At 66.3% G+C, this 18,207-nt stretch carries 14 protein-coding genes and 2 pseudogenes; 13 read left to right on the top strand and 3 right to left on the bottom strand.

What is annotated here, in order from left to right; genetic code table 11:
- The first annotated feature begins 43 nt into the window (after positions 1–43).
- The 7 genes from NRG23_RS01195 to NRG23_RS01165 all read left to right on the top strand — a co-directional run bounded on the left by NRG23_RS01195 (position 44) and on the right by NRG23_RS01165 (position 7,839).
- On the top strand, positions 44–988 hold the full coding sequence (locus NRG23_RS01195) for a choline ABC transporter substrate-binding protein (RefSeq protein WP_257373528.1): 945 nt from the start codon (positions 44–46) through the stop codon (positions 986–988).
- A gap of 116 nt (positions 989–1,104) precedes the next feature.
- Positions 1,105–2,031 (top strand): alpha/beta hydrolase, encoded by a 927-nt coding sequence (locus NRG23_RS01190; RefSeq protein WP_257373527.1) that lies wholly within the window; start codon positions 1,105–1,107, stop codon positions 2,029–2,031.
- Positions 2,032–2,350: 319 nt separating this feature from the next.
- On the top strand, positions 2,351–3,379 hold the full coding sequence (locus tag NRG23_RS01185) for a LacI family DNA-binding transcriptional regulator (RefSeq protein ID WP_110176972.1): 1,029 nt from the start codon (positions 2,351–2,353) through the stop codon (positions 3,377–3,379).
- Between the two features lie 290 nt (positions 3,380–3,669).
- Complete coding sequence (locus NRG23_RS01180) at positions 3,670–4,452, top strand: sugar phosphate isomerase/epimerase (RefSeq protein WP_029526986.1); 783 nt, start codon at positions 3,670–3,672, stop codon at positions 4,450–4,452.
- Complete coding sequence (locus tag NRG23_RS01175) at positions 4,445–5,461, top strand: sugar kinase (RefSeq protein ID WP_257373526.1); 1,017 nt, start codon at positions 4,445–4,447, stop codon at positions 5,459–5,461. Before NRG23_RS01180 ends, NRG23_RS01175 begins: the two co-directional genes overlap by 8 nt.
- A 70-nt stretch (positions 5,462–5,531) precedes the next feature.
- The gene (locus tag NRG23_RS01170; protein WP_135006651.1) at positions 5,532–6,827 is read left to right on the top strand and encodes an MFS transporter; all 1,296 of its coding nucleotides are present in this window, start codon (positions 5,532–5,534) and stop codon (positions 6,825–6,827) included.
- A gap of 19 nt (positions 6,828–6,846) precedes the next feature.
- Complete coding sequence (locus tag NRG23_RS01165; RefSeq protein WP_041983458.1) at positions 6,847–7,839, top strand: D-glycerate dehydrogenase; 993 nt, start codon at positions 6,847–6,849, stop codon at positions 7,837–7,839.
- 153 nt (positions 7,840–7,992) lie between these two features.
- Here the strand turns inward: NRG23_RS01165 and NRG23_RS01160 are convergent, their stop codons facing one another.
- The 3 genes and pseudogenes from NRG23_RS01160 to NRG23_RS32740 form a co-directional block, all read right to left on the bottom strand.
- Positions 7,993–9,189 carry a pyridoxal phosphate-dependent aminotransferase gene (locus NRG23_RS01160; protein ID WP_028682555.1) on the bottom strand — a complete coding sequence of 399 codons (1,197 nt, stop codon included), beginning with the start codon at positions 9,187–9,189 and terminating at the stop codon, positions 7,993–7,995.
- A 37-nt stretch (positions 9,190–9,226) separates the two neighbouring features.
- A pseudogene (locus NRG23_RS32745) lies at positions 9,227–9,826 on the bottom strand (methyl-accepting chemotaxis protein); the annotation flags it as partial.
- Positions 9,827–10,132: 306 nt separating this feature from the next.
- Positions 10,133–10,837: pseudogene (locus NRG23_RS32740) on the bottom strand (MCP four helix bundle domain-containing protein); the annotation flags it as partial.
- A 392-nt stretch (positions 10,838–11,229) separates the two neighbouring features.
- Here NRG23_RS32740 and hpaB point away from each other — a divergent pair.
- The 6 genes from hpaB (at position 11,230) to NRG23_RS01125 (ending at position 18,196) form a co-directional block, all read left to right on the top strand.
- On the top strand, positions 11,230–12,792 hold the full coding sequence (hpaB, locus tag NRG23_RS01150) for a 4-hydroxyphenylacetate 3-monooxygenase, oxygenase component (RefSeq protein WP_009049299.1): 1,563 nt from the start codon (positions 11,230–11,232) through the stop codon (positions 12,790–12,792).
- A gap of 166 nt (positions 12,793–12,958) precedes the next feature.
- Positions 12,959–13,471 carry a 4-hydroxyphenylacetate 3-monooxygenase, reductase component gene (gene hpaC, locus NRG23_RS01145; RefSeq protein WP_009049300.1) on the top strand — a complete coding sequence of 171 codons (513 nt, stop codon included), beginning with the start codon at positions 12,959–12,961 and terminating at the stop codon, positions 13,469–13,471.
- Between the two features lie 289 nt (positions 13,472–13,760).
- Complete coding sequence (locus tag NRG23_RS01140; RefSeq protein ID WP_016704137.1) at positions 13,761–14,738, top strand: helix-turn-helix transcriptional regulator; 978 nt, start codon at positions 13,761–13,763, stop codon at positions 14,736–14,738.
- Between the two features lie 136 nt (positions 14,739–14,874).
- Positions 14,875–15,750, top strand: a complete 876-nt coding sequence (locus tag NRG23_RS01135) for a transporter (RefSeq protein WP_038632800.1) — start codon at positions 14,875–14,877, stop codon at positions 15,748–15,750.
- A 39-nt stretch (positions 15,751–15,789) separates the two neighbouring features.
- A complete protein-coding gene (locus NRG23_RS01130) occupies positions 15,790–16,950 on the top strand; it encodes an MFS transporter (protein ID WP_257375116.1) in 1,161 nt (386 codons plus the stop codon).
- Positions 16,951–17,089: 139 nt separating this feature from the next.
- Positions 17,090–18,196, top strand: a complete 1,107-nt coding sequence (locus tag NRG23_RS01125; RefSeq protein WP_257373525.1) for a class II histone deacetylase — start codon at positions 17,090–17,092, stop codon at positions 18,194–18,196.
- Positions 18,197–18,207 lie beyond the last annotated feature (11 nt).

Here is an 18,207-nt window from a genome sequence, read left to right as displayed (position 1 = left end):
ACGCCGCCTTTGACAATAACGACCTGCCGGACGAGACCCTGTGATGAAAACCCTGTTCAAGCCTTGTCTCCCGCTTCTCTGCGGCGCCCTGCTGCTCGGCGCCAATGCCTGGGCCAGCGAGCCCGCTTCCTGCAAGACCGTACGCATGGGCGTGGTCAACTGGACCGACGTCATCGCCACCAGCGGCATGGCCGATGTGCTGCTGACCGGCCTGGGCTACGACAGCAAACAGACCAGCGCGGTGCAGCAGATCATCTTTGCCGGCATCCGCGACAAGCGCCTGGACATCTTCCTCGGCTACTGGAAACCGGCGATGGACAAGAACATCGCGCCGTTCCTCGAGGCCGGGCAGGTCAAGGTCCTGGATAAGCCGAGCCTGGCCGACGCCCAGGCCACCCTCGCCGTGCCGGACTATGTTGCCGCCGCGGGCCTGAAGACCTTTGCCGACATCGCCCGCTTCAAGGAGCAACTGGGCGGCAAGATCTATGGCATCGAGCCCGGCAGCGGCGCCAACACCACGATCAAGACGATGATCGACAGTGACCGCTTCGGCCTCAAGGGCTTCAAGCTGGTGGAGTCCGGCGAGGCCGGTATGCTCGCGGCAGTGCAACGGGCGATCAACCGCAAGGAGTTCGTGGTCTTCGTCGGCTGGACCCCGCACCCGATGAACATCAATATGCGGATCGAATACCTGACCGGCAGCGAAGACGTCTACGGCCCCAACGAAGGCGCGGCCAGCGTGTCCACCGTCACCGCGCCGGACTTCGCCGAGCGCTGCCCCAACGTCCAGCGCCTGCTGGAAAACCTGACCTTCAGCGCGGCCCAGGAAAGCCAGTTGATGGTGCCAATCATGGAACGCAAGACGCCCCAGGACGTGGCGCGGCAATGGCTGCGCGAGCACCCCGAGGACCTGCAACGCTGGCTGGCCGGGGTCAGCAGCTTCGACGGCAAGGATGGCGTGGCGGCTGTGCAGGCCAGCCTGAAATAGCCTGATCGCGGGCAAGCCGGATCGCCGCCCGCTCGCTCCTACAGAAGCAATGTGATCCCGTAGGAGCGAGGCTTGCCCGCGATGACGCCCGCCCCGACAACGGACATCCCCCGCCCATGCGCCACTACCCGCTCTCCCCCGAACTCGCCGCCTTCGTCGCCAGGACGCAGAGTTTCACCAGCCCCGACAACAGCTTCAAGGGCTGGCGCGACAGCTACAGCCGCATGTGCCAGGCGTTCACCCCGCCCCGTCCCGACGGCCTGCGGGTCAGCGGATTGCGACTGGCCGGGGTCCCGGCTCGCGCCTATTGCCCCACCAGCCCGACACCCGCGGATGGCTGGCCCTGCCTGCTGTACCTGCACGGGGGCGGCTGGGTGGTGGGCGACCTGGATTCCCACGATTTCATCACCGCCTACCTGGCGGCGCAGCTGCAGGTGCTGGTGGTTGCCGTGGATTACCGCCTGGCGCCCGAGCATCCGTTTCCCGCCGCCTTCGACGATTGCCTGGCGGCCTGGCGCGCCTTGCAGGCCGGCGCCAGCCCCTTTGCCCTGGACGCCCGGCGACAGCTGGTGATCGGCGACAGCGCCGGCGGCAACCTCGCCGCGGCCTTGTGCCTGGCCCTGCGCGATGCCGGCGACCCCTTGCCCGCCGCCCAGGTGCTGCTGTACCCCGGCCTCGGTAGCGCCGCCGACCTGCCCTCGCGCAGCCAGTGCGCCGACGCGCCCCTGCTCGGCAGCAACGACCTGGACGCCTACCAGGCCCTGTATTTGCCCGGCCCGAGCCAGCGTTCGCCCTATGCCCGGCCCTTGCTGGCCACGGATTTCAGTGGCCTGCCCGCCGCCTTTATCGCCCTGGCGCAGTTCGACCCGCTGCGCGACGACGGCGCGCTGTATCACCAACGGTTGCTCGCCGCCGGCGGCCACAGCCAGCTGTACCCGGGCCTCGGCCTGGTGCATGGCTGCCTGCGGGCCCGGGGCCTGGCGCCGGAGGTGGATGCGCTGTATGGCGTCCTGCTCGACTACCTGCGGGGCTGCCTCGAATAGCTTTTTTTCAACGACACCGCGTAGTCCTTATCGCGGGCAAGTCGGATCGCCGCCCGCTCGCTCCTACAGACTTGTGAGTTCTCTGTAGGAGCGAGGCTTGCCCGCGATCACCTGCAACGCAGGTGCCAGACGCTTTCCTCTGCCAAAGAGGACCACCCGCGCTCGGCCGCATGACATTTTTTTCATCCCGCTGGCGCTGATCGCGCTTGACGGCGAAAGCGCTTTGCTGTTTCCTGAAACCGGTTTCAGCGATGCGGCAGAACGTCGCACCTGGAACGGATACGCCCATAACAAGAACGCCAAAGACAGGTCGCCGCCCGTGAACAGTTTTTCCGCCGCCCAGCGCAGCCGCGTCACCATGCTCGATGTCGCCGAACGCGCCGGGGTCTCCAAGGCCAGCGTGTCGCGCTTTATCGGCGAAGACCGCGCCCTGCTCTCCGATGCCATCGCCCTGCGCATCGAACAGGCGATAGCCGAACTGGGCTACCGCCCGAACCAGATGGCCCGCGGCCTGAAACGCGGGCGCACGCGCCTGATCGGCATGCTGGTGGCCGATATCCGCAACCCCTATTCGATTGCCGTGATGCATGGCGTGGAAACCGCCTGCCGCCAGCACGGCTACAGCCTGGTGGTGTGCAACACCGACCGCGACGACGAGCAGGAACGCCAGCACCTGGCCAACCTGCGCTCGTACAACATCGAAGGGCTGATCGTGAACACCCTCGGCCATCATCTGGACGAACTGCGCGAACTGCATCGGGAAATGCCCATGGTCCTGGTGGACCGCAAGGTCGAGCAGCTGCACAGCGACCTGGTCGGCCTGGACAACCCGCAAGCCGTGCGCAGCGCCATCGAACACCTGCAAGAGCGCGGCTATCGCGACCTGCTGCTGGTCAGCGAACCCCATGACGGCACCAGTTCGCGGATCGAGCGCAGCAACAGCTTCAAGGCGCAGATCCAGCAGCATCCAGCGTTGCAAGGCGCGGCGGTGGAAACCGGTGCCGCGCTGAACCAGCAACTGCAAGCGTTCCTCGCCGCCCCCGGCCCCGGGCCGAAAGCCCTGTTCTGCGCCAACGGCGTCGCCGCCCTGGCCGCGACCCGGGCCTTGCGCGAGCTGGGCTGCGCGCTGTTCGACGAGATCGGCCTGATCGCCCTCGACGACCTCGACTGGTATCCGCTGGTGGGCACCGGCATCACCGCCCTCGCCCAGCCCACCGAACGCATCGGCGCCAGCGCCTTCGAGTGCCTGCTCAAGCGCTTGCGCGGCGATGTCGAGCCGCTGCGGGTGCTGGACTTCCCGGCCGAGCTGATCGTCCGCGGCTCCACCCGACAGCGAGGAACCCTATAACACTCGGGGCAAGGTTGTTGCCCTTCGGCAGCGCAGGGATCGCGGTGCCGGTGTAGCCGCTGCCGAGCCTGCGAGGCTGCGATCGGCAACGCAGTTGCCGCAAAACCTGACACCTCGCAGGAACAGGGGAAACACGGTGCCTGCCTGGCGAGTCCTTCGGCCTCGATCGCAGCCTCGCTGCGCTCGGCAGCGGCTACAAGGGATCGCGCAGGCATGAAGATAGGGAAATGAGCTTCTTTTGTGGGGCTTTTTTTTGAGAACAAATGAAACCGGTTTCAGAGGCCATGACCATGAATAAATCGCCTGTCTCCATCAGCCTTTCCAGCTACGGCGCCGACCGCGTCCGTGAGCAGGGCCAGGGCAGTTTCATCGAGGTGCTGGCCGCCGCCGGCGCGTCGCGCATCGAATGGCGCGAAGAGCTGCTGACCGTCGAAGACCCGTCCCAACTGGCCCAGGCCACCCGCGAGCAGCAACTGGAAAGCGTGTTTTCTTCGCCGCTGGAACTCTGGGTGGCCGGGCGTTCCCGGGCCAACCCGCTGCTGGAACAGGCGCTGCAACGGGCCGAGGCCTTCGGCGCGAAAAGCCTCAAGGTATCCCTGGGGTATTTCACCGAGCACAACGACCTGCCCCAGCTGGCCCTGCTGCTGGCGCAGTCCCCGGTGCAACTGCTGGTGGAAAACGACCAGACCCTGCACGGCGGGCGCATCGAACCCTTCCAGCGCTTCTTCGCCGAGGTCGAGCGCCACCGCCTGCCGGTGCAGATGACCTTCGACATCGGCAACTGGCAGTGGCAGGACCAGTCCGCCTCCGCCGCCGCGCGCCTGCTGGGCCGCTATGTCGGCTACGTGCACTGCAAGGCCGTGGCCCGGCGTGCCGACGGCAAGCTGGTGGCGATACCGCCGGGCATGGCCGACCTGCATCTGTGGGAACAATTGCTGCGGCACATGACTCAAGGGGTGACCCGGGCCGTGGAATACCCGCTGCAAGGCGAAGACCTGGTGCAGCTGACCCGCGAACACGTCGCCACCCTCGCCCGCCTTGGCCAGTCCCGCCTGGAGCACGCCCATGTCTGAGCTCGATATCCTGTCGTTCGGTGAAACCATGGCGATGTTCGTCGCCGAACAGAGCGGCGACCTGGCCCGGGTCGGCCACTTCCACAAACGCATCGCCGGCGCCGACAGCAACGTCGCCATCGGCCTGTCGCGCCTGGGTTTCAAGGTCGGCTGGCTGAGCCGGGTCGGCGCCGACTCCCTGGGGCGTTTCGTCATCGACAGCCTGCAGGCCGAAGGCGTGGACTGCCGCTTCGTCGCCACCGACCGGCAACACCCCACCGGTTTCCAGCTCAAGTCCCTGGAAGAGCACGGCGACGATCCGCGGGTGGAATACTTCCGCCGCGGTTCGGCGGCCAGCCACCTGAGCATCGCCGACATCGCCCCCGAACTGCTGCGCGCCCGTCACCTGCACGCCACCGGCATTCCCCCGGCGCTCTCGGCCTCGGCCCGCGACCTGTCCCACAGCCTGATGAGCAGAATGCGCGCGGCCGGCCGCAGCGTGTCCTTCGACCCGAACCTGCGGCCCAGCCTGTGGGGCAGCGAAAAACTGATGATCCACGAAATCAACCGCCTGGCCGTGCTCGCCCATTGGGTGCTGCCGGGCCTGAGCGAAGGCCGCCTGCTGACCGGCTATGAAGACCCGGCCGACATCGCCGCGTTTTACCTGGACCAGGGCGTCGAGGCGGTGGCGATCAAGCTCGGTGCCCATGGCGCCTATTACCGCACCCCGTTGCACGAAGGTTTCGTCGAAGCCGTGCCGGTGACCCAGGTGGTCGACACCGTGGGCGCCGGCGACGGTTTCGCCGTCGGCCTGATCAGCGCCCTGCTGGAGAACCACAGCGTCGCCGAGGCCGTGCAGCGCGCCAACTGGATCGGCAGCCGCGCGGTGCAGAGCCGGGGCGACATGGAAGGCCTGCCGACTCGCGATGAATTACCCGTGGCCGCTGCGCGGCCGATCGCGAGCAAGCTCGCTCCTACAGGAGATGTTGATGCTTGTGTAGGAGCGAGCTTGCTCGCGATCGGCCCTTGAACACCCCATACAACCACTGAACCAACGCGTTACCTGTTGCGACAAAAACAACAAGCTCAGGAGCACCCTTATGCAAACGCTGAAACTCGCCACCCGCCGCTGGTGGTACATCATGCCCATCGTGTTCATCACCTACAGCCTGGCGTACCTGGACCGCGCCAACTACGGGTTCGCCGCCGCCTCCGGGATGGCCGCCGACCTGATGATCACCCCGGGGCTGTCGTCCCTGCTGGGCGCCTTGTTCTTCCTCGGTTACTTTTTCTTCCAGGTACCGGGGGCGATCTACGCGCAGAAACACAGCGTGAAGAAGCTGATCTTCGTCAGCCTGATCCTCTGGGGCGGCCTGGCCACCCTCACCGGCGTGGTGTCCAACGCCTACATGCTGATCGCCATCCGCTTCATGCTCGGGGTGGTCGAGGCCGCGGTAATGCCGGCGATGCTGGTCTACCTGTGCCACTGGTTCACCCGGGCCGAACGCTCGCGGGCCAACACCTTCCTGATCCTCGGCAACCCGGTGACCATGCTCTGGATGTCGGTGGTCTCGGGCTACCTGGTGGAGCATTTCAGCTGGCGCTGGATGTTCATCATCGAAGGCCTGCCGGCGGTGCTCTGGGCCTTTATCTGGTGGCGCCTGGCCGATGACCGCCCGAGCGCGGCGAAATGGCTCAGCGACCAGGAAAAACTCGACCTGGAAAGCGCCCTGGCCGCCGAACAGGTGGGCATCAAGGCGGTGAAGAACTACGCCGAAGCCTTCCGCTCGCCCAAGGTGATCATCCTCGCCCTGCAGTTCTTCTGCTGGAGCATCGGCGTCTACGGCTTCGTGCTGTGGCTGCCGTCGATCCTCAAGCACGGCGCGCAGATGGACATGGTCGAGGCCGGCTGGCTGTCGGCGCTGCCTTACCTGGCCGCAGTGATCGCCATGCTCGGGGTGTCCTGGGGCTCGGACCGGATCCAGAAGCGCAAGCGTTTCGTCTGGCCGCCGCTGCTGATCGCCTCCTTCGCCTTCTACGGCTCCTACCTGCTGGGCGCCGAGCACTTCTGGTGGTCCTACACCCTGCTGGTGATCGCCGGTGCCTGCATGTACGCGCCTTACGGGCCGTTCTTCGCCATCGTCCCGGAGATCCTCCCGGCCAATGTCGCCGGCGGCGCCATGGCGCTGATCAACAGCATGGGCGCCCTGGGCTCGTTCGGCGGCTCCTACCTGGTGGGCTACCTGAACAGCGCCACGGGCTCGCCGGGCGCCTCCTACCTGCTGATGAGCGGCGCGCTGCTGCTGTCGGTGCTGCTGACCATCTTCCTCAACCCGGGCGCCAGCGACCGTAAGCGCACCGCGCTGCCAGTACGTCGCCGCCTGGCGCATTCCTGAATAGAACAAGGTGAACCCCATGAAAAAACAGGTCGTGCTGTACAAGAAACTCTCGCCGCCGCTGATGGCCCGCCTGCATGAGCAGGCCCAGGTGACCCTGATCGAAGACCTCGGCGCCCAGGGCCTGGCCAAGCTGCGCAGCGCCCTGCCCTCGGCCCAGGGCCTGCTCGGCGCCAGCCTGCGCCTGGATGCCGAACTGCTGGACCTGGCGCCGTACCTGGAAGCCGTGGCCAGCGTGTCGGTGGGTGTCGACAACTACGACATCGACTACCTGACCCAACGCCACATCCTGCTCAGCAACACCCCGGACGTGCTCACCGAAACCACCGCCGACACCGGTTTCGCCCTGATCCTGGCCAGCGCCCGGCGCGTGGTGGAGCTGGCCAACCTGGTGCGCGCCGGCCAGTGGAACCGCAATATCGGCCCGCTGCATTTCGGCAGCGACGTGCACGGCAAGACCCTGGGCATCATCGGCATGGGGCGGATCGGCGAAGCCCTGGCCCAGCGCGGCCATTTCGGCTTCGGCATGCCGGTGATCTACCACAGCAACAGCCCGAAGCCGGCGGTGGAGCAGCGTTTCGGCGCCCGCTACTGCAGCCTGCCGGAGCTGCTGCAACAGGCCGACTTCATCTGCCTGACCCTGCCGCTGACGGACCAGACCCAGGGCCTGATCGGCCGCGAAGAGTTCGCCCTGATGCGCCCGGAAAGCATCTTCATCAATATTTCCCGGGGCAAGGTGGTGGACGAACAGGCGCTGATCGAGGCCTTGCAACAACGGCGGATTCGCGCGGCCGGGCTGGATGTGTTCGAGCGTGAACCCCTGGGCCACGACTCGCCGCTGTTGCAGCTGAACAATGTGGTGGCCACCCCGCATATCGGCTCGGCGACCTTCGAGACCCGCGAGGCCATGGCTCGCTGCGCCGTCGACAACCTGCTGGCGGCCCTGGCCGGCCAGCGCCCGGCCAACCTGGTGAACCCCCAGGCCTGGGAACGGCGCAAGGCTGCGGTCTGAGCCCTGCATTCGCCGGGCCTGCCCCCCCCTGTAGGAGCGAGGCTTGCCCGCGATGAACGTGAGAGCGCCGCGTTTATCCAGTGAGTCCGCGTAATCGTTAACGACCATCGCGGGCAAGCCTCGCTCCTACAGGCTTCCTTGGCGGCCACACCGTCAGCGGCGTTTTGAAGATCGGCCTTCGAGCAGATCCTGGGTACAACGCACAATCCGTTGGCAGGCGTCCGCCAGGCGCTGTTGATCCACCACCAGACCGATACGGATATGCCCCGCCGCGCTGGGGCCGAAGGCCTCGCCGGCGAGCACCGAGACGCCGTGCCCTTCCAGCAGCAGCTCGGCGAACTGCTGGGCGCCCAGGCCGGTTTCCCGCACATCGACCATGACGAACATGCCGCCATCGGGCTTGACCGGTTTCAGCCCCGGGCATTGGCTCAGCTGCGCACACACCAGGTCGCGACGCTGGCGATATTCCTCGCGCATCTGCTCCAGCTCCGGCAAGTCGGCATCCAGCGCCACCACCGCGGCGTTCTGCACGAAATCCGGCAGCCCGTACAGCATGCACAGCGCCAGATGGCTCAAATGCCCGGCCAGGGCCTGGGGCGCCACCACCCAGCCGACCCGCCAGCCGGTCATGGCATGGGACTTGGACAGGCTGTTGATGGTCGCCGTGCGTTCGGCCATGCCCGGCAGGCTGCCGGGGCTGATGTGTTCGCCGTCGAACAGCAGGTCGCTGTAGACCTCGTCGGAGATCAGCCACAGGTCGTGCTCGATGCACAGTCGCGCCAGGGCCTGCCAGGTTTCCCGGGACAGGCTGGCGCCGGAGGGGTTGTTCGGGCTGTTGAGCATCAGCGCGCGGGTCTTGGGCGTGATGCGCGCGGCGACCGCCGCCGGCTCGACGCGAAAGCCGTTCTCCGGGCGCACCGGAATCGGCAGCACCTTGGCCCCGCAGGCACCGAACACCCCTTCGTAGGTCACATACATGGGTTCGGCGACCAGCACCTCGTCGCCGGGGTCGAGCAGGCACTGGGCCACGGAAAACACCGCGCATTGCGCCCCCGGCAGCACCACCACGTGCTCGGCGTCCACCGCCTGGCCGCTGCGGGTGGCATGCCGGTGGGCGATGCGGGTGCGCAGCGAGCGGTTGCCGCGCACCTCCGAATAGTGGGTGTCGCCCGCCAGCAGGCTATCGATGGCGGCCTGGACGATCGGCCGCGGGGTGTCGAAATCCGGGTCGCCGATGGTCAGCAGCAGCACATCGACGCCCTCCTCGCGCAGCTCCAGGGCGCGGTAGTGAATCTGCCAGGCCGCGGCACCTTCGCCGGCGATCCGTTGGGTCAGGGCTGAATAGCGCATCTCGCTCTCCTTGGGCACGCATTCCAACAACCCTAACTCAAATCACAAAGCGCGCCACCATCGCATTCAAATCCACCGCCAGGCGCGACAGCTCGTGGCTGGCGGCGCTGGTCTGGTTGGCCCCGGCGGCCGACTGGGTGGCCAGGTCGCGGATGTTCACCAGGTTGCGATCGACCTCGCGGGACACCTGCGCCTGCTCTTCCGAAGCACTGGCGATCACCAGGTTGCGCTCGTTGATCAGGTTGATCGATTCGGCGATCTGCTCCAGCGCCACGCCGGCGGCGCGGGCCATTTCCAGGGTGCTCTGGGTGCGCTGGTTGCTCTGCTGCATCGACTGCACCGCCTCGCCGGTGCCGTTCTGGATGCCGGCGACCATCTTTTCGATTTCCTGGGTCGATTGCGCGGTGCGATGGGCCAGCGCCCGCACTTCGTCGGCCACTACCGCGAAACCACGCCCGGCCTCACCGGCGCGGGCCGCCTCGATCGCTGCGTTGAGGGCCAGCAGGTTGGTCTGCTCGGCGATGGCGCGGATCACATCCAGCACCTTGCCGATGTCGCGGCCCTGGGTGGCCAGGCCTTCGATCATCACCGAAGTGCTTTGCACGTCGTGGGTCATGGTCTGGATCGCGTCGACGGTTTCCACCACCCGGTCGCGGCCTTCGCGGGCGGCCTGGGTCGACTGGTGCGAGGCTTCGGAGGTCGACACGGCGTTGCGCGCCACCTCTTCCACGGCAGCGGTCATCTCGTTGACGGCGGTGGCCGCCTGTTCGATTTCGTTGTTCTGCTGTTGCAAGCCACGGGAGGCTTCCTCGGTGACCGCGCTGAGTTCTTCCGAGGCCGAGGCCAGCTGGGTGGCCGAACCGGAGATCTGCTCGATGGTCTTGCGCAGGTTGCCCTGCATGTCGCTCAGCGCCGCGAGCAGGCGGGCCGGCTCGTCCTTGCCGTCGACCTCGATGGCCTGGGTCAGGTTGCCCGCGGCGATGGTCTGCGCGGCCAGCACCGCGCGGTTCAACGGCGTGACGATGCTGCGGGTCAGCAGCCAGGCCAGTACCACTGTGAGCAGGGCCGCGATCACCGCCACGGCGATGATGCCGGTGATGGCGCTGCGGTAATGCTCACCGGCCATATCCGAGGCATGGGTGGCCCCGGCCTTGTTGATCGCTACCAGTTTGTTCAGCTGTTCGCCCATCTGGTCGGTGCCGTCCTTGATCCGCGTATTGATCAGGCTGCGCAGCTCCTCGAGCTTGTTCTGTCGCGACAGCTCCAGCATGTCGTTCTGCGCCTGCAGGTACTTGTCCAGGGTGGCGGCGAAGGTCTTGTACAGGGCCACTTCCTCGTCCCCCGCCGGCAAGGCGGCGTAGCTGGCCTGGGCCTGCTTGAGCTTGTCCACCAGCACGCCGATGCGCGTCTGCGCTTCCTGCAGGCCGGCCGGCTCGCGGTTGACCAGTACCCGGAACGAGAGAATCCGCAGGCGCAGGACGTTTTCGGTGACGTTGCCGAGGAACCCTACGCTGGGCAGTTGGTTGCTTTCCATTTCCAGGGAAGCCTGTCGGATGATCGACATGCGGTTGACGGCGAACACACCCAGCGCGATGACCAGCAACGCGATGAACGCAAAACCGAGGAAAGCTCGAGGCGCGATATTCATATTACGTAGGGACATAGGATGACTCTCGGGAATTGAGGACTGCGAGCATCCATGCACTGAACCCCGTCACCAGCGGCGGCTGGCGGCCTGACAGGTGGGCGCCACTGTTGTAGTTGGTCTGTGGGCCTAATAGCGATATCGGCAGCGCTTTAGGTTTTTTGCAGGCCCCGGTGAAAATATTTTTCGTCGCCCGGGAGTGTTTCACCGCTGAGACAGATCGCCTGGCAAGCTCGCTGCCAGCCTCCATGACCGGCCTCCATGCCCCTCATGACCACCCCCCATGAAAAGTGCAATTCATTCGCCGGAAAAGCCATTCAGTCGCCGCCCCGTCCTGCCCATCATGGGCCCCAGCTCGTAAAGACAACGCATAACAACAAAGACTGGAGTGGATGATGAAACCCGAAGACTTCCGTGCCGAGACCAACCGCCCGCTGACCGGCGCCGAATACCTGGCCAGCCTGCGCGATGATCGCGAAATCTACATTTATGGCGACCGGGTCAAGGACGTGACCAGCCACCCGGCGTTCCGCAACTCCGCCGCCTCCATGGCGCGCCTCTATGACGCCCTGCACGACCCCGAAACCAAGGACAAGCTGTGCTGGGACACCGACACCGGCAACGGCGGCTACACCCACAAGTTTTTCCGTTCGGCGAAAAGCGCCGACGACCTGCGCCAGCAGCGCGATGCCATCGCCGAGTGGTCGCGCCTGACCTACGGCTGGATGGGCCGCAGCCCGGACTACAAGGCCGCTTTCGGCAGCGCCCTGGGCGCCAACCCGGAGTTCTATGGCCAGTTCGAAGGCAACGCCCGTACCTGGTACAAGCGCATCCAGGAAGCCTGCCTGTACCTCAACCACGCCATCGTCAACCCGCCGATCGACCGCGACAAACCGGTGGACCAGGTCAAGGACGTGTTCATCTCGGTGGACGAGGAAGTCGAGGGCGGGATCATCGTCAGCGGCGCCAAGGTGGTGGCCACCAACTCGGCCCTGACCCACTACAACTTCGTAGGCCAGGGCTCGGCGCAGCTTTTGGGCGACAACACCGACTTCGCCCTGATGTTCATCGCGCCGATGAACACCCGCGGCATGAAGCTGATCTGTCGCCCGTCCTATGAACTGCAGGCGGGCATGACCGGTTCGCCGTTCGACTACCCGCTGTCCAGCCGCTTCGACGAGAACGACGCGATCCTGATCATGGACAAGGTGTTCATCCCCTGGGAAAACGTGCTGATCTACCGCGACTTCGAGCGCTGCCGGCAGTGGTTCCCGCAAGGCGGCTTCGGCCGGCTGTTCCCGATGCAGGGCTGTACACGGCTGGCGGTCAAGCTCGACTTCATCACTGGACTGCTGGTCAAGGCCTTGCAGTGCACCGGCTCGCTGGAGTTTCGCGGGGTGCAGGCGCAGGTCGGCGAAGTGGTGGCCTGGCGCAACCTGTTCTGGTCGCTGACCGACGCCATGCACGGCAACGCCAGCGAATGGCTCAACGGCGCCTTCCTGCCCAGCGCCCAGGCCTTGCAGGCCTACCGGGTACTGGCGCCCCAGGCCTACACCGACATCAAGAAGATCATCGAGCAGGTGGTGGCCAGCGGCCTGATCTACCTGCCGTCCGGCTCCCGCGACCTCAAGGACCCGATGCTCAACCAGTACCTGAGCACCTATTGCCGGGGCTCGGCGGGCATGGGCCACGAGGAGCGGATCAAGATCCTCAAGCTGCTGTGGGATGCGATCGGCACCGAGTTCGGCGGCCGCCACGAGCTGTACGAAATCAACTACGCCGGCAGCCAGGACGAAATCCGCATGCAGTGCCTGCGCCATGCCCAGGCCAGCGGCTCGATGAAAACCATGACCGAATTGGTGGACAAATGCCTGGGCGACTACAATCTCGACGGCTGGACGGTGCCACACCTGACCAATCCGGACGACATCAACATGCTCGACCGCATCCGCCAGTAACCACTGCCTCGCTTCTGTAGGAGCGAAGCTTGCTCGCGATAAGACGTGAACGATGACGCGCGGCATCTGCGACTCCACGTTGGCTTGAGGTTTTTCGCGAGCAACCGAGCGTCGAGCGACGGCTCCTGCAAATACCGTGGTTCAATCCCGAGGAAAGGAATCTCTCATGACTCAACTTGATCCCAAGCAACAAGCCTTTCGCAACGCCATGGCGCACATGACCGCGGCGGTCAACGTCATCACCAGCAACGGCCCGGCCGGACGCTGCGGCATCACCGCCACCGCGGTCTGCTCGGTCACCGACAGCCCGCCCAGCCTGATGGTCTGCGTCAACCGCAACAGCGCCCTGAACCCGGTGTTCAAGCGCAACGGCCAGCTCTGCATCAACGTGCTCTGCGGCGAACACGAAGAAGTCGCCCGGCACTTCGCCGGCATGACCGGAGTGGAGATGGAACAGCGCTTCAGCCTGCACCCCTGGCGCGACGGCCAGGACGCCCTGCCGGTGCTCGACGGTGCCCTGGCCAGCCTGCAGGGACGGATCACCGAGGTGCAGGAAATCGGCACCCACTCGGTGATGCTGGTGCAACTGGATGAGATCTGCGTAGGCGAACACGGCGACTCGCTGGTGTATTTCAGCCGTGGTTTCCACCGTTTGCAGCGGGCCGTCCAGGCGGCCTGACCTGTTGATCAGCTGCTTTTCTGTAGGAGCGAGGCTTGCCCGCGATAGCCGCGCAGCGGCGATACACCCGCCAACGCGCGTTATCGTTGCAGATTTATCGCGAGCAAGCTTCGCTCCTACAGAAGCCAATTTCCCCCGCCAGCGCCTCTTCATCCTGCATCTGTAGGATAGCGATCCCCCACCAACCCGACGATACTCGTGCCCAGGCCCTGCCCACGTCCCTGGACGTTCCGGTCCTTACTGACTCCGTGACGAAAACAATAAGAAAGTCGCACAGAGGAACACCCCCATGAGCCGTCATGAACATGGTCACGCCAACCTGCTGCAAGCCTTCAGCTCGCTGACCCTGGAGTTGCAGCGCCTGGCGCAGCACAAGGACATCGAACATTTCCATGGCCATGCGCTGAACCGCATCGGCCAGTTGCTGCCCTTCGACAGCGCCTGGTGGGGCCGCGCCGCGTTGATCGACGGCCTGCCGGAAGAACACAGCTCCTACCTCCACCGCCTGCCCCCGAGCTACCTGCCGGACTGGCAGTCGATCAAGCACGTCGACGTCACCGTCGGCCGGGTCCATGCCCACCCGGGCCAGGCGGTGATCGTCGACATGGGCGACCCGGCCAACGGTCCCGGCCTGAACTGGCTGGGCACGACCTACAACATCGGCGAGCTGCTGTGCGTGGTGTACATCGATCCGCAGACCCACCTCAGCGACCACCTGGCGCTGTACCGCGCCCCCGGCGCCAAGCGCTTCGACGCCGACGACTGCCTGCTGCTGAACAACCTGATGCTGCACCTGGTGGCGGCGGTGTCGGCCAACCAGATCCGCACCCTGGTGGCCATGCGCGAAACCCTCACCAGCCCGCGCAACCTGGCGCTGGCGGTGTGCGACCAACGCGGCACCCTGCATTGCGCCGAACGCGGCTTCGTCGACCTGCTGCTCGGCGAGTGGCCGGACTGGAGCGGCCCCTGCCTGCCCGGGCCCGTGGTCGACGGCGGGTATGAAGGCCGGCACCTGCAAGTCGAGGCCTCGCCGGTGGGCGACCTGTTCCTGCTCGCCGCCCGCGGCCGCACGCTGCTGACCCAACTGAGCCCACGGGAAAACGACGTGGCCCTGGGCTTCGGCGAAGGCAAGACCTACAAGGAAATCGCCCGCGAGCTGGGCCTGTCGCCAAACACCGTGCGCCATCACATCCGCGCCATCTACAACAAGCTCGGCGTCAAGGACAAGACCCGCATCGCCCATCTGCTGCACGCCCCACCCGACTGACGCTTAACCCCTTTCCTGACTGACTTTCGCGCTGTCGTTTTGACGGCCACGGGACGCTTTTGCCCTTTTTTCAGCCACTGCCGCGTACCGGCGAGCGCTTCGCCGCACAACAACTCAAAAAAGAGAGGTTACGCCCATGACCACAACGCTTGCGCGCCGCACCGCCCTGGCCTTCACCGGCGCCCTGCTGAGCCTGAACGCCAGCGCCGCCGACCTCAACGCCCGCGACTTCTTCGGCGCGCCCCCGGGCACCAGTCTCGGCGTGCTGTACCTGCCGGCGACCCGCGCCGACGACTTCCACGGCCCCGCCGACAGCACCGGCAAGGCCGAGCTGAAGGTCAACGCCCTGGCCTATCGCCAGGTGTTCTTCAGCGATATCTGCGGCACCCTGTGCACCCCGCAATTCATCGTGCCCTTCGCCGATATCGACGCGCGCCTGCCCGGCGCCGCCCGTCGCACCGGCGAAAGCGGCTTCGGCGACCCGCAGGTCGGCGGCACCCTGTTCTTTATCAACGACCCGGCCAGCCGTACCTACAGCGGCCTGCTGACCCTGATCACCCTGCCGGTGGGCGAATACCACAGCGACAATCCGGATGTCTCGCCGGGCGCCAACCGCTGGGGCGCGACCTTCGTTTACAACTACACCCAGGGCGTCGGCGAGAAGTGGGTGCTGGAAGCCAACCTCGAAGCCCAGCTCTATGCCAAGAACGACGACTATTTCGGCAGCGACCTGAAACAGGACCCGCTGTACCGCCTGCAAGCCTTCGCCTCCTACGACTTCACCACCAGCACCTACGGCGCCCTGCGCCTGATCCACGCCGACGGCGGCGAGCTGCGGATCAACGACCAGCGCATCGACGACACCCACAAGCGCTACACCCAGGTCGGCTTCGAGGTCGGTCATTGGCTGGATAAGCAGAACCAGCTGATGTTCGGCCTCTCGCAAAACGTCGCCACCCGCAATGGCTACCACGGCACCGACGCCTTGCTGCGTCTGGTCCACGTGTTCTGAAGCGCTTTTTCCCGGAGCTATCCCACCATGACCACCCCCATGATCGACAAGAGCCAGGCGCTCACCGGCGACCAGCCGAACACCGCGTCCCCCCTGGCCTTGCTGGCGGCCATCGTGCTGTTCGCCGCCATCACCCCGACCATCCTCATGACCGCCCCGGCGGTGGCCGCGCAACTGGCCAGCCAATGGCAACTGAGCCCGTCGCAGATCGGCGACCTGTTCTCCACCGAGCTGGGGGCCATGAGCCTGGCCACCCTGCCCGCCTTCTGGTGGCTCAAGCGCGTCGACTGGCGCCGCGCGGCGCTGCTGGCCGGGGCGTTGTTCATCGTCGCCAACCTGCTGTCGATCTGGGCCCAGGGCTATGGCGCGCTGCTGGCCCTGCGTTTCTGCAGTGCTCTGGCCGGCGGTTCGCTGATGATCATCTGCCTGTCCAGCGCCGCCTCCACCGCCAACCCCAGCCGGACCTATGGCCTGTGGGTCATGGGCCAGCTGGTGGTCGGGGTGCTGGGCCTGGGCATTCTGCCGCGGTTGTTCGAGCACTACGGCCTGGCAGCCTGCTACCTGCTGCTGGCGCTGCTGATGAGCCTGTGCCTGCCCTTGGCGCGCTACTTTCCCCAGGGCGCGCCGGTCAAAAAAACCGCGCAGCAGGCCGCCGCCGTGGCGCAGTGGAAGGTGCTGTGCGGCATTCTCGGCATCCTCGGTTTCTATATCAGCCTCAGCGGGGTCTGGACCTTTATCGGTTCGATCAGCGCCAAGGCCGGCATCTCCGCGCAAGCCAGCGGCGAGCTGCTGGCCGTCGCCACGGTCATGGGCATCGTCGGCGCCGGCTGCGCCTCGCTGATCGGCAATCGCCTGCCGCGCCTGCCGTTGCTGCTGCTCGGCTACGGCCTGATGGCCGGCTCGGTGCTGTTGCTGCTGGGGGCGCCGACCCTGGCGCGCTTCGCCCTCGCCGCCCTGGTCTTCAAGTTCACCTGGACCTTCATCCTGCCGCTGATCCTCGCCTGCCTGGCCGACCTCGACCGGTCCGGCAAGCTGATGAACGCTTCCAATCTGGTAATCGGCGGCGGCCTGGCCATCGGCCCCGCGCTGGCCGGCCGGCTGATCGAAGGCAGCGGCGGCTTCCAGCCCCTGCTGATCGGCGGCGCCAGCCTGACCCTGCTGTCGCTGGCGCTGATCCTCGCCTGCCGGCGCAACCCCTGAACCCCTGAACCCCTGTAGCCGCTGCCGAAGGCTGCGATAGGTCCGAAGGACCTCTGGCGCCCGGGAGATCGCAGCGACCGTTCCGGTCGATCGCAGCCTTCGGCAGCGGCTACAGATTCCCCCATAGATGGAGATGCCCATGACCCGTAAAACCGCGTTTTTCTTCGATGAACTCAGCCTCTGGCACAGCGCCGGGCCACATGCGCTGACGCTGCCGGTGGGCGGCTGGGTGCAACCGCCCGCCGCGGCCGGGCACGCCGAATCGCCGGAAACCAAGCGCCGCCTGAAAAGCCTGCTGGACGTCTCCGGCCTGACCCGTCAGTTGCAGGTGCGCAGCGCCACGGCCGCCAGCGAAGAGGACCTGCTGCGGGTGCACAGCGCCGAGTACCTGCAACGCTTCAGGGCCCTGAGCGAGGCCGGTGGCGGCGAACTCGGCCCGCAAGCGCCGATCGGCCCGGGCAGCTACGAGATCGCCCGGCTCTCCGCCGGCCTGGCCATGGCCGCGGTGGATGCGGTGCTCGGCGGCGAAGCCGACAACGCCTATTCCCTGTCCCGCCCGCCGGGACACCATTGCCTGGCCGACGGCGCCATGGGCTTCTGCTTCCTGGCCAATATCGCCATCGCCATCGAGGCGGCCAAGGCCAGGCGCGGCCTGGGCAAGGTCGCGGTGATCGACTGGGACGTGCACCACGGCAATGGCACCCAGTCGATCTTCGAGGAACGCGGCGACGTGCTGACCGTTTCCCTGCACCAGGACGGCTGCTTCCCGCCCGGCTACAGCGGCGAGCAGGACCGCGGTCGCGGTGCCGGGCTGGGGGCCAATCTCAATATCCCGCTGCTGCCCGGCAGCGGCCACGATGCCTACCTGCATGCCTTGCAACGCATCGTGATTCCAGCCCTGGAGCGCTTCGAGCCGGAGCTGATCATCGTTGCCTGCGGCTATGACGCCAACGCGGTCGACCCGCTGGCGCGGATGCTGCTGCACAGCGACTCGTTCCGCGCCATGACCCGCCAGGTGCGCGAAGCCGCCGAGCGTCTGTGCCAGGGGCGCCTGGTGCTGGTGCATGAAGGTGGTTATTCCGAGGCCTATGTGCCCTTCTGCGGGCTGGCGACGGTCGAGGAACTGGCCGGCGTCAGGACCGCGGTGACCGACCCGATGCTGGAATTCGTGCAGATGCAGCAGCCCAATCCTGGGTTCCAGGCCTTTCAGCGCCAGTTGATCGACCGTCAGGCCGAGGCGCTGTAGCGACCTTGTAG

The organism is Pseudomonas sp. T8 (assembly GCF_024610635.1).
Classification (GTDB): Bacteria; Pseudomonadota; Gammaproteobacteria; order Pseudomonadales; family Pseudomonadaceae; genus Aquipseudomonas; species Aquipseudomonas chlororaphis_I.
This window is presented reverse-complemented; position numbering and strand designations above follow the sequence as displayed.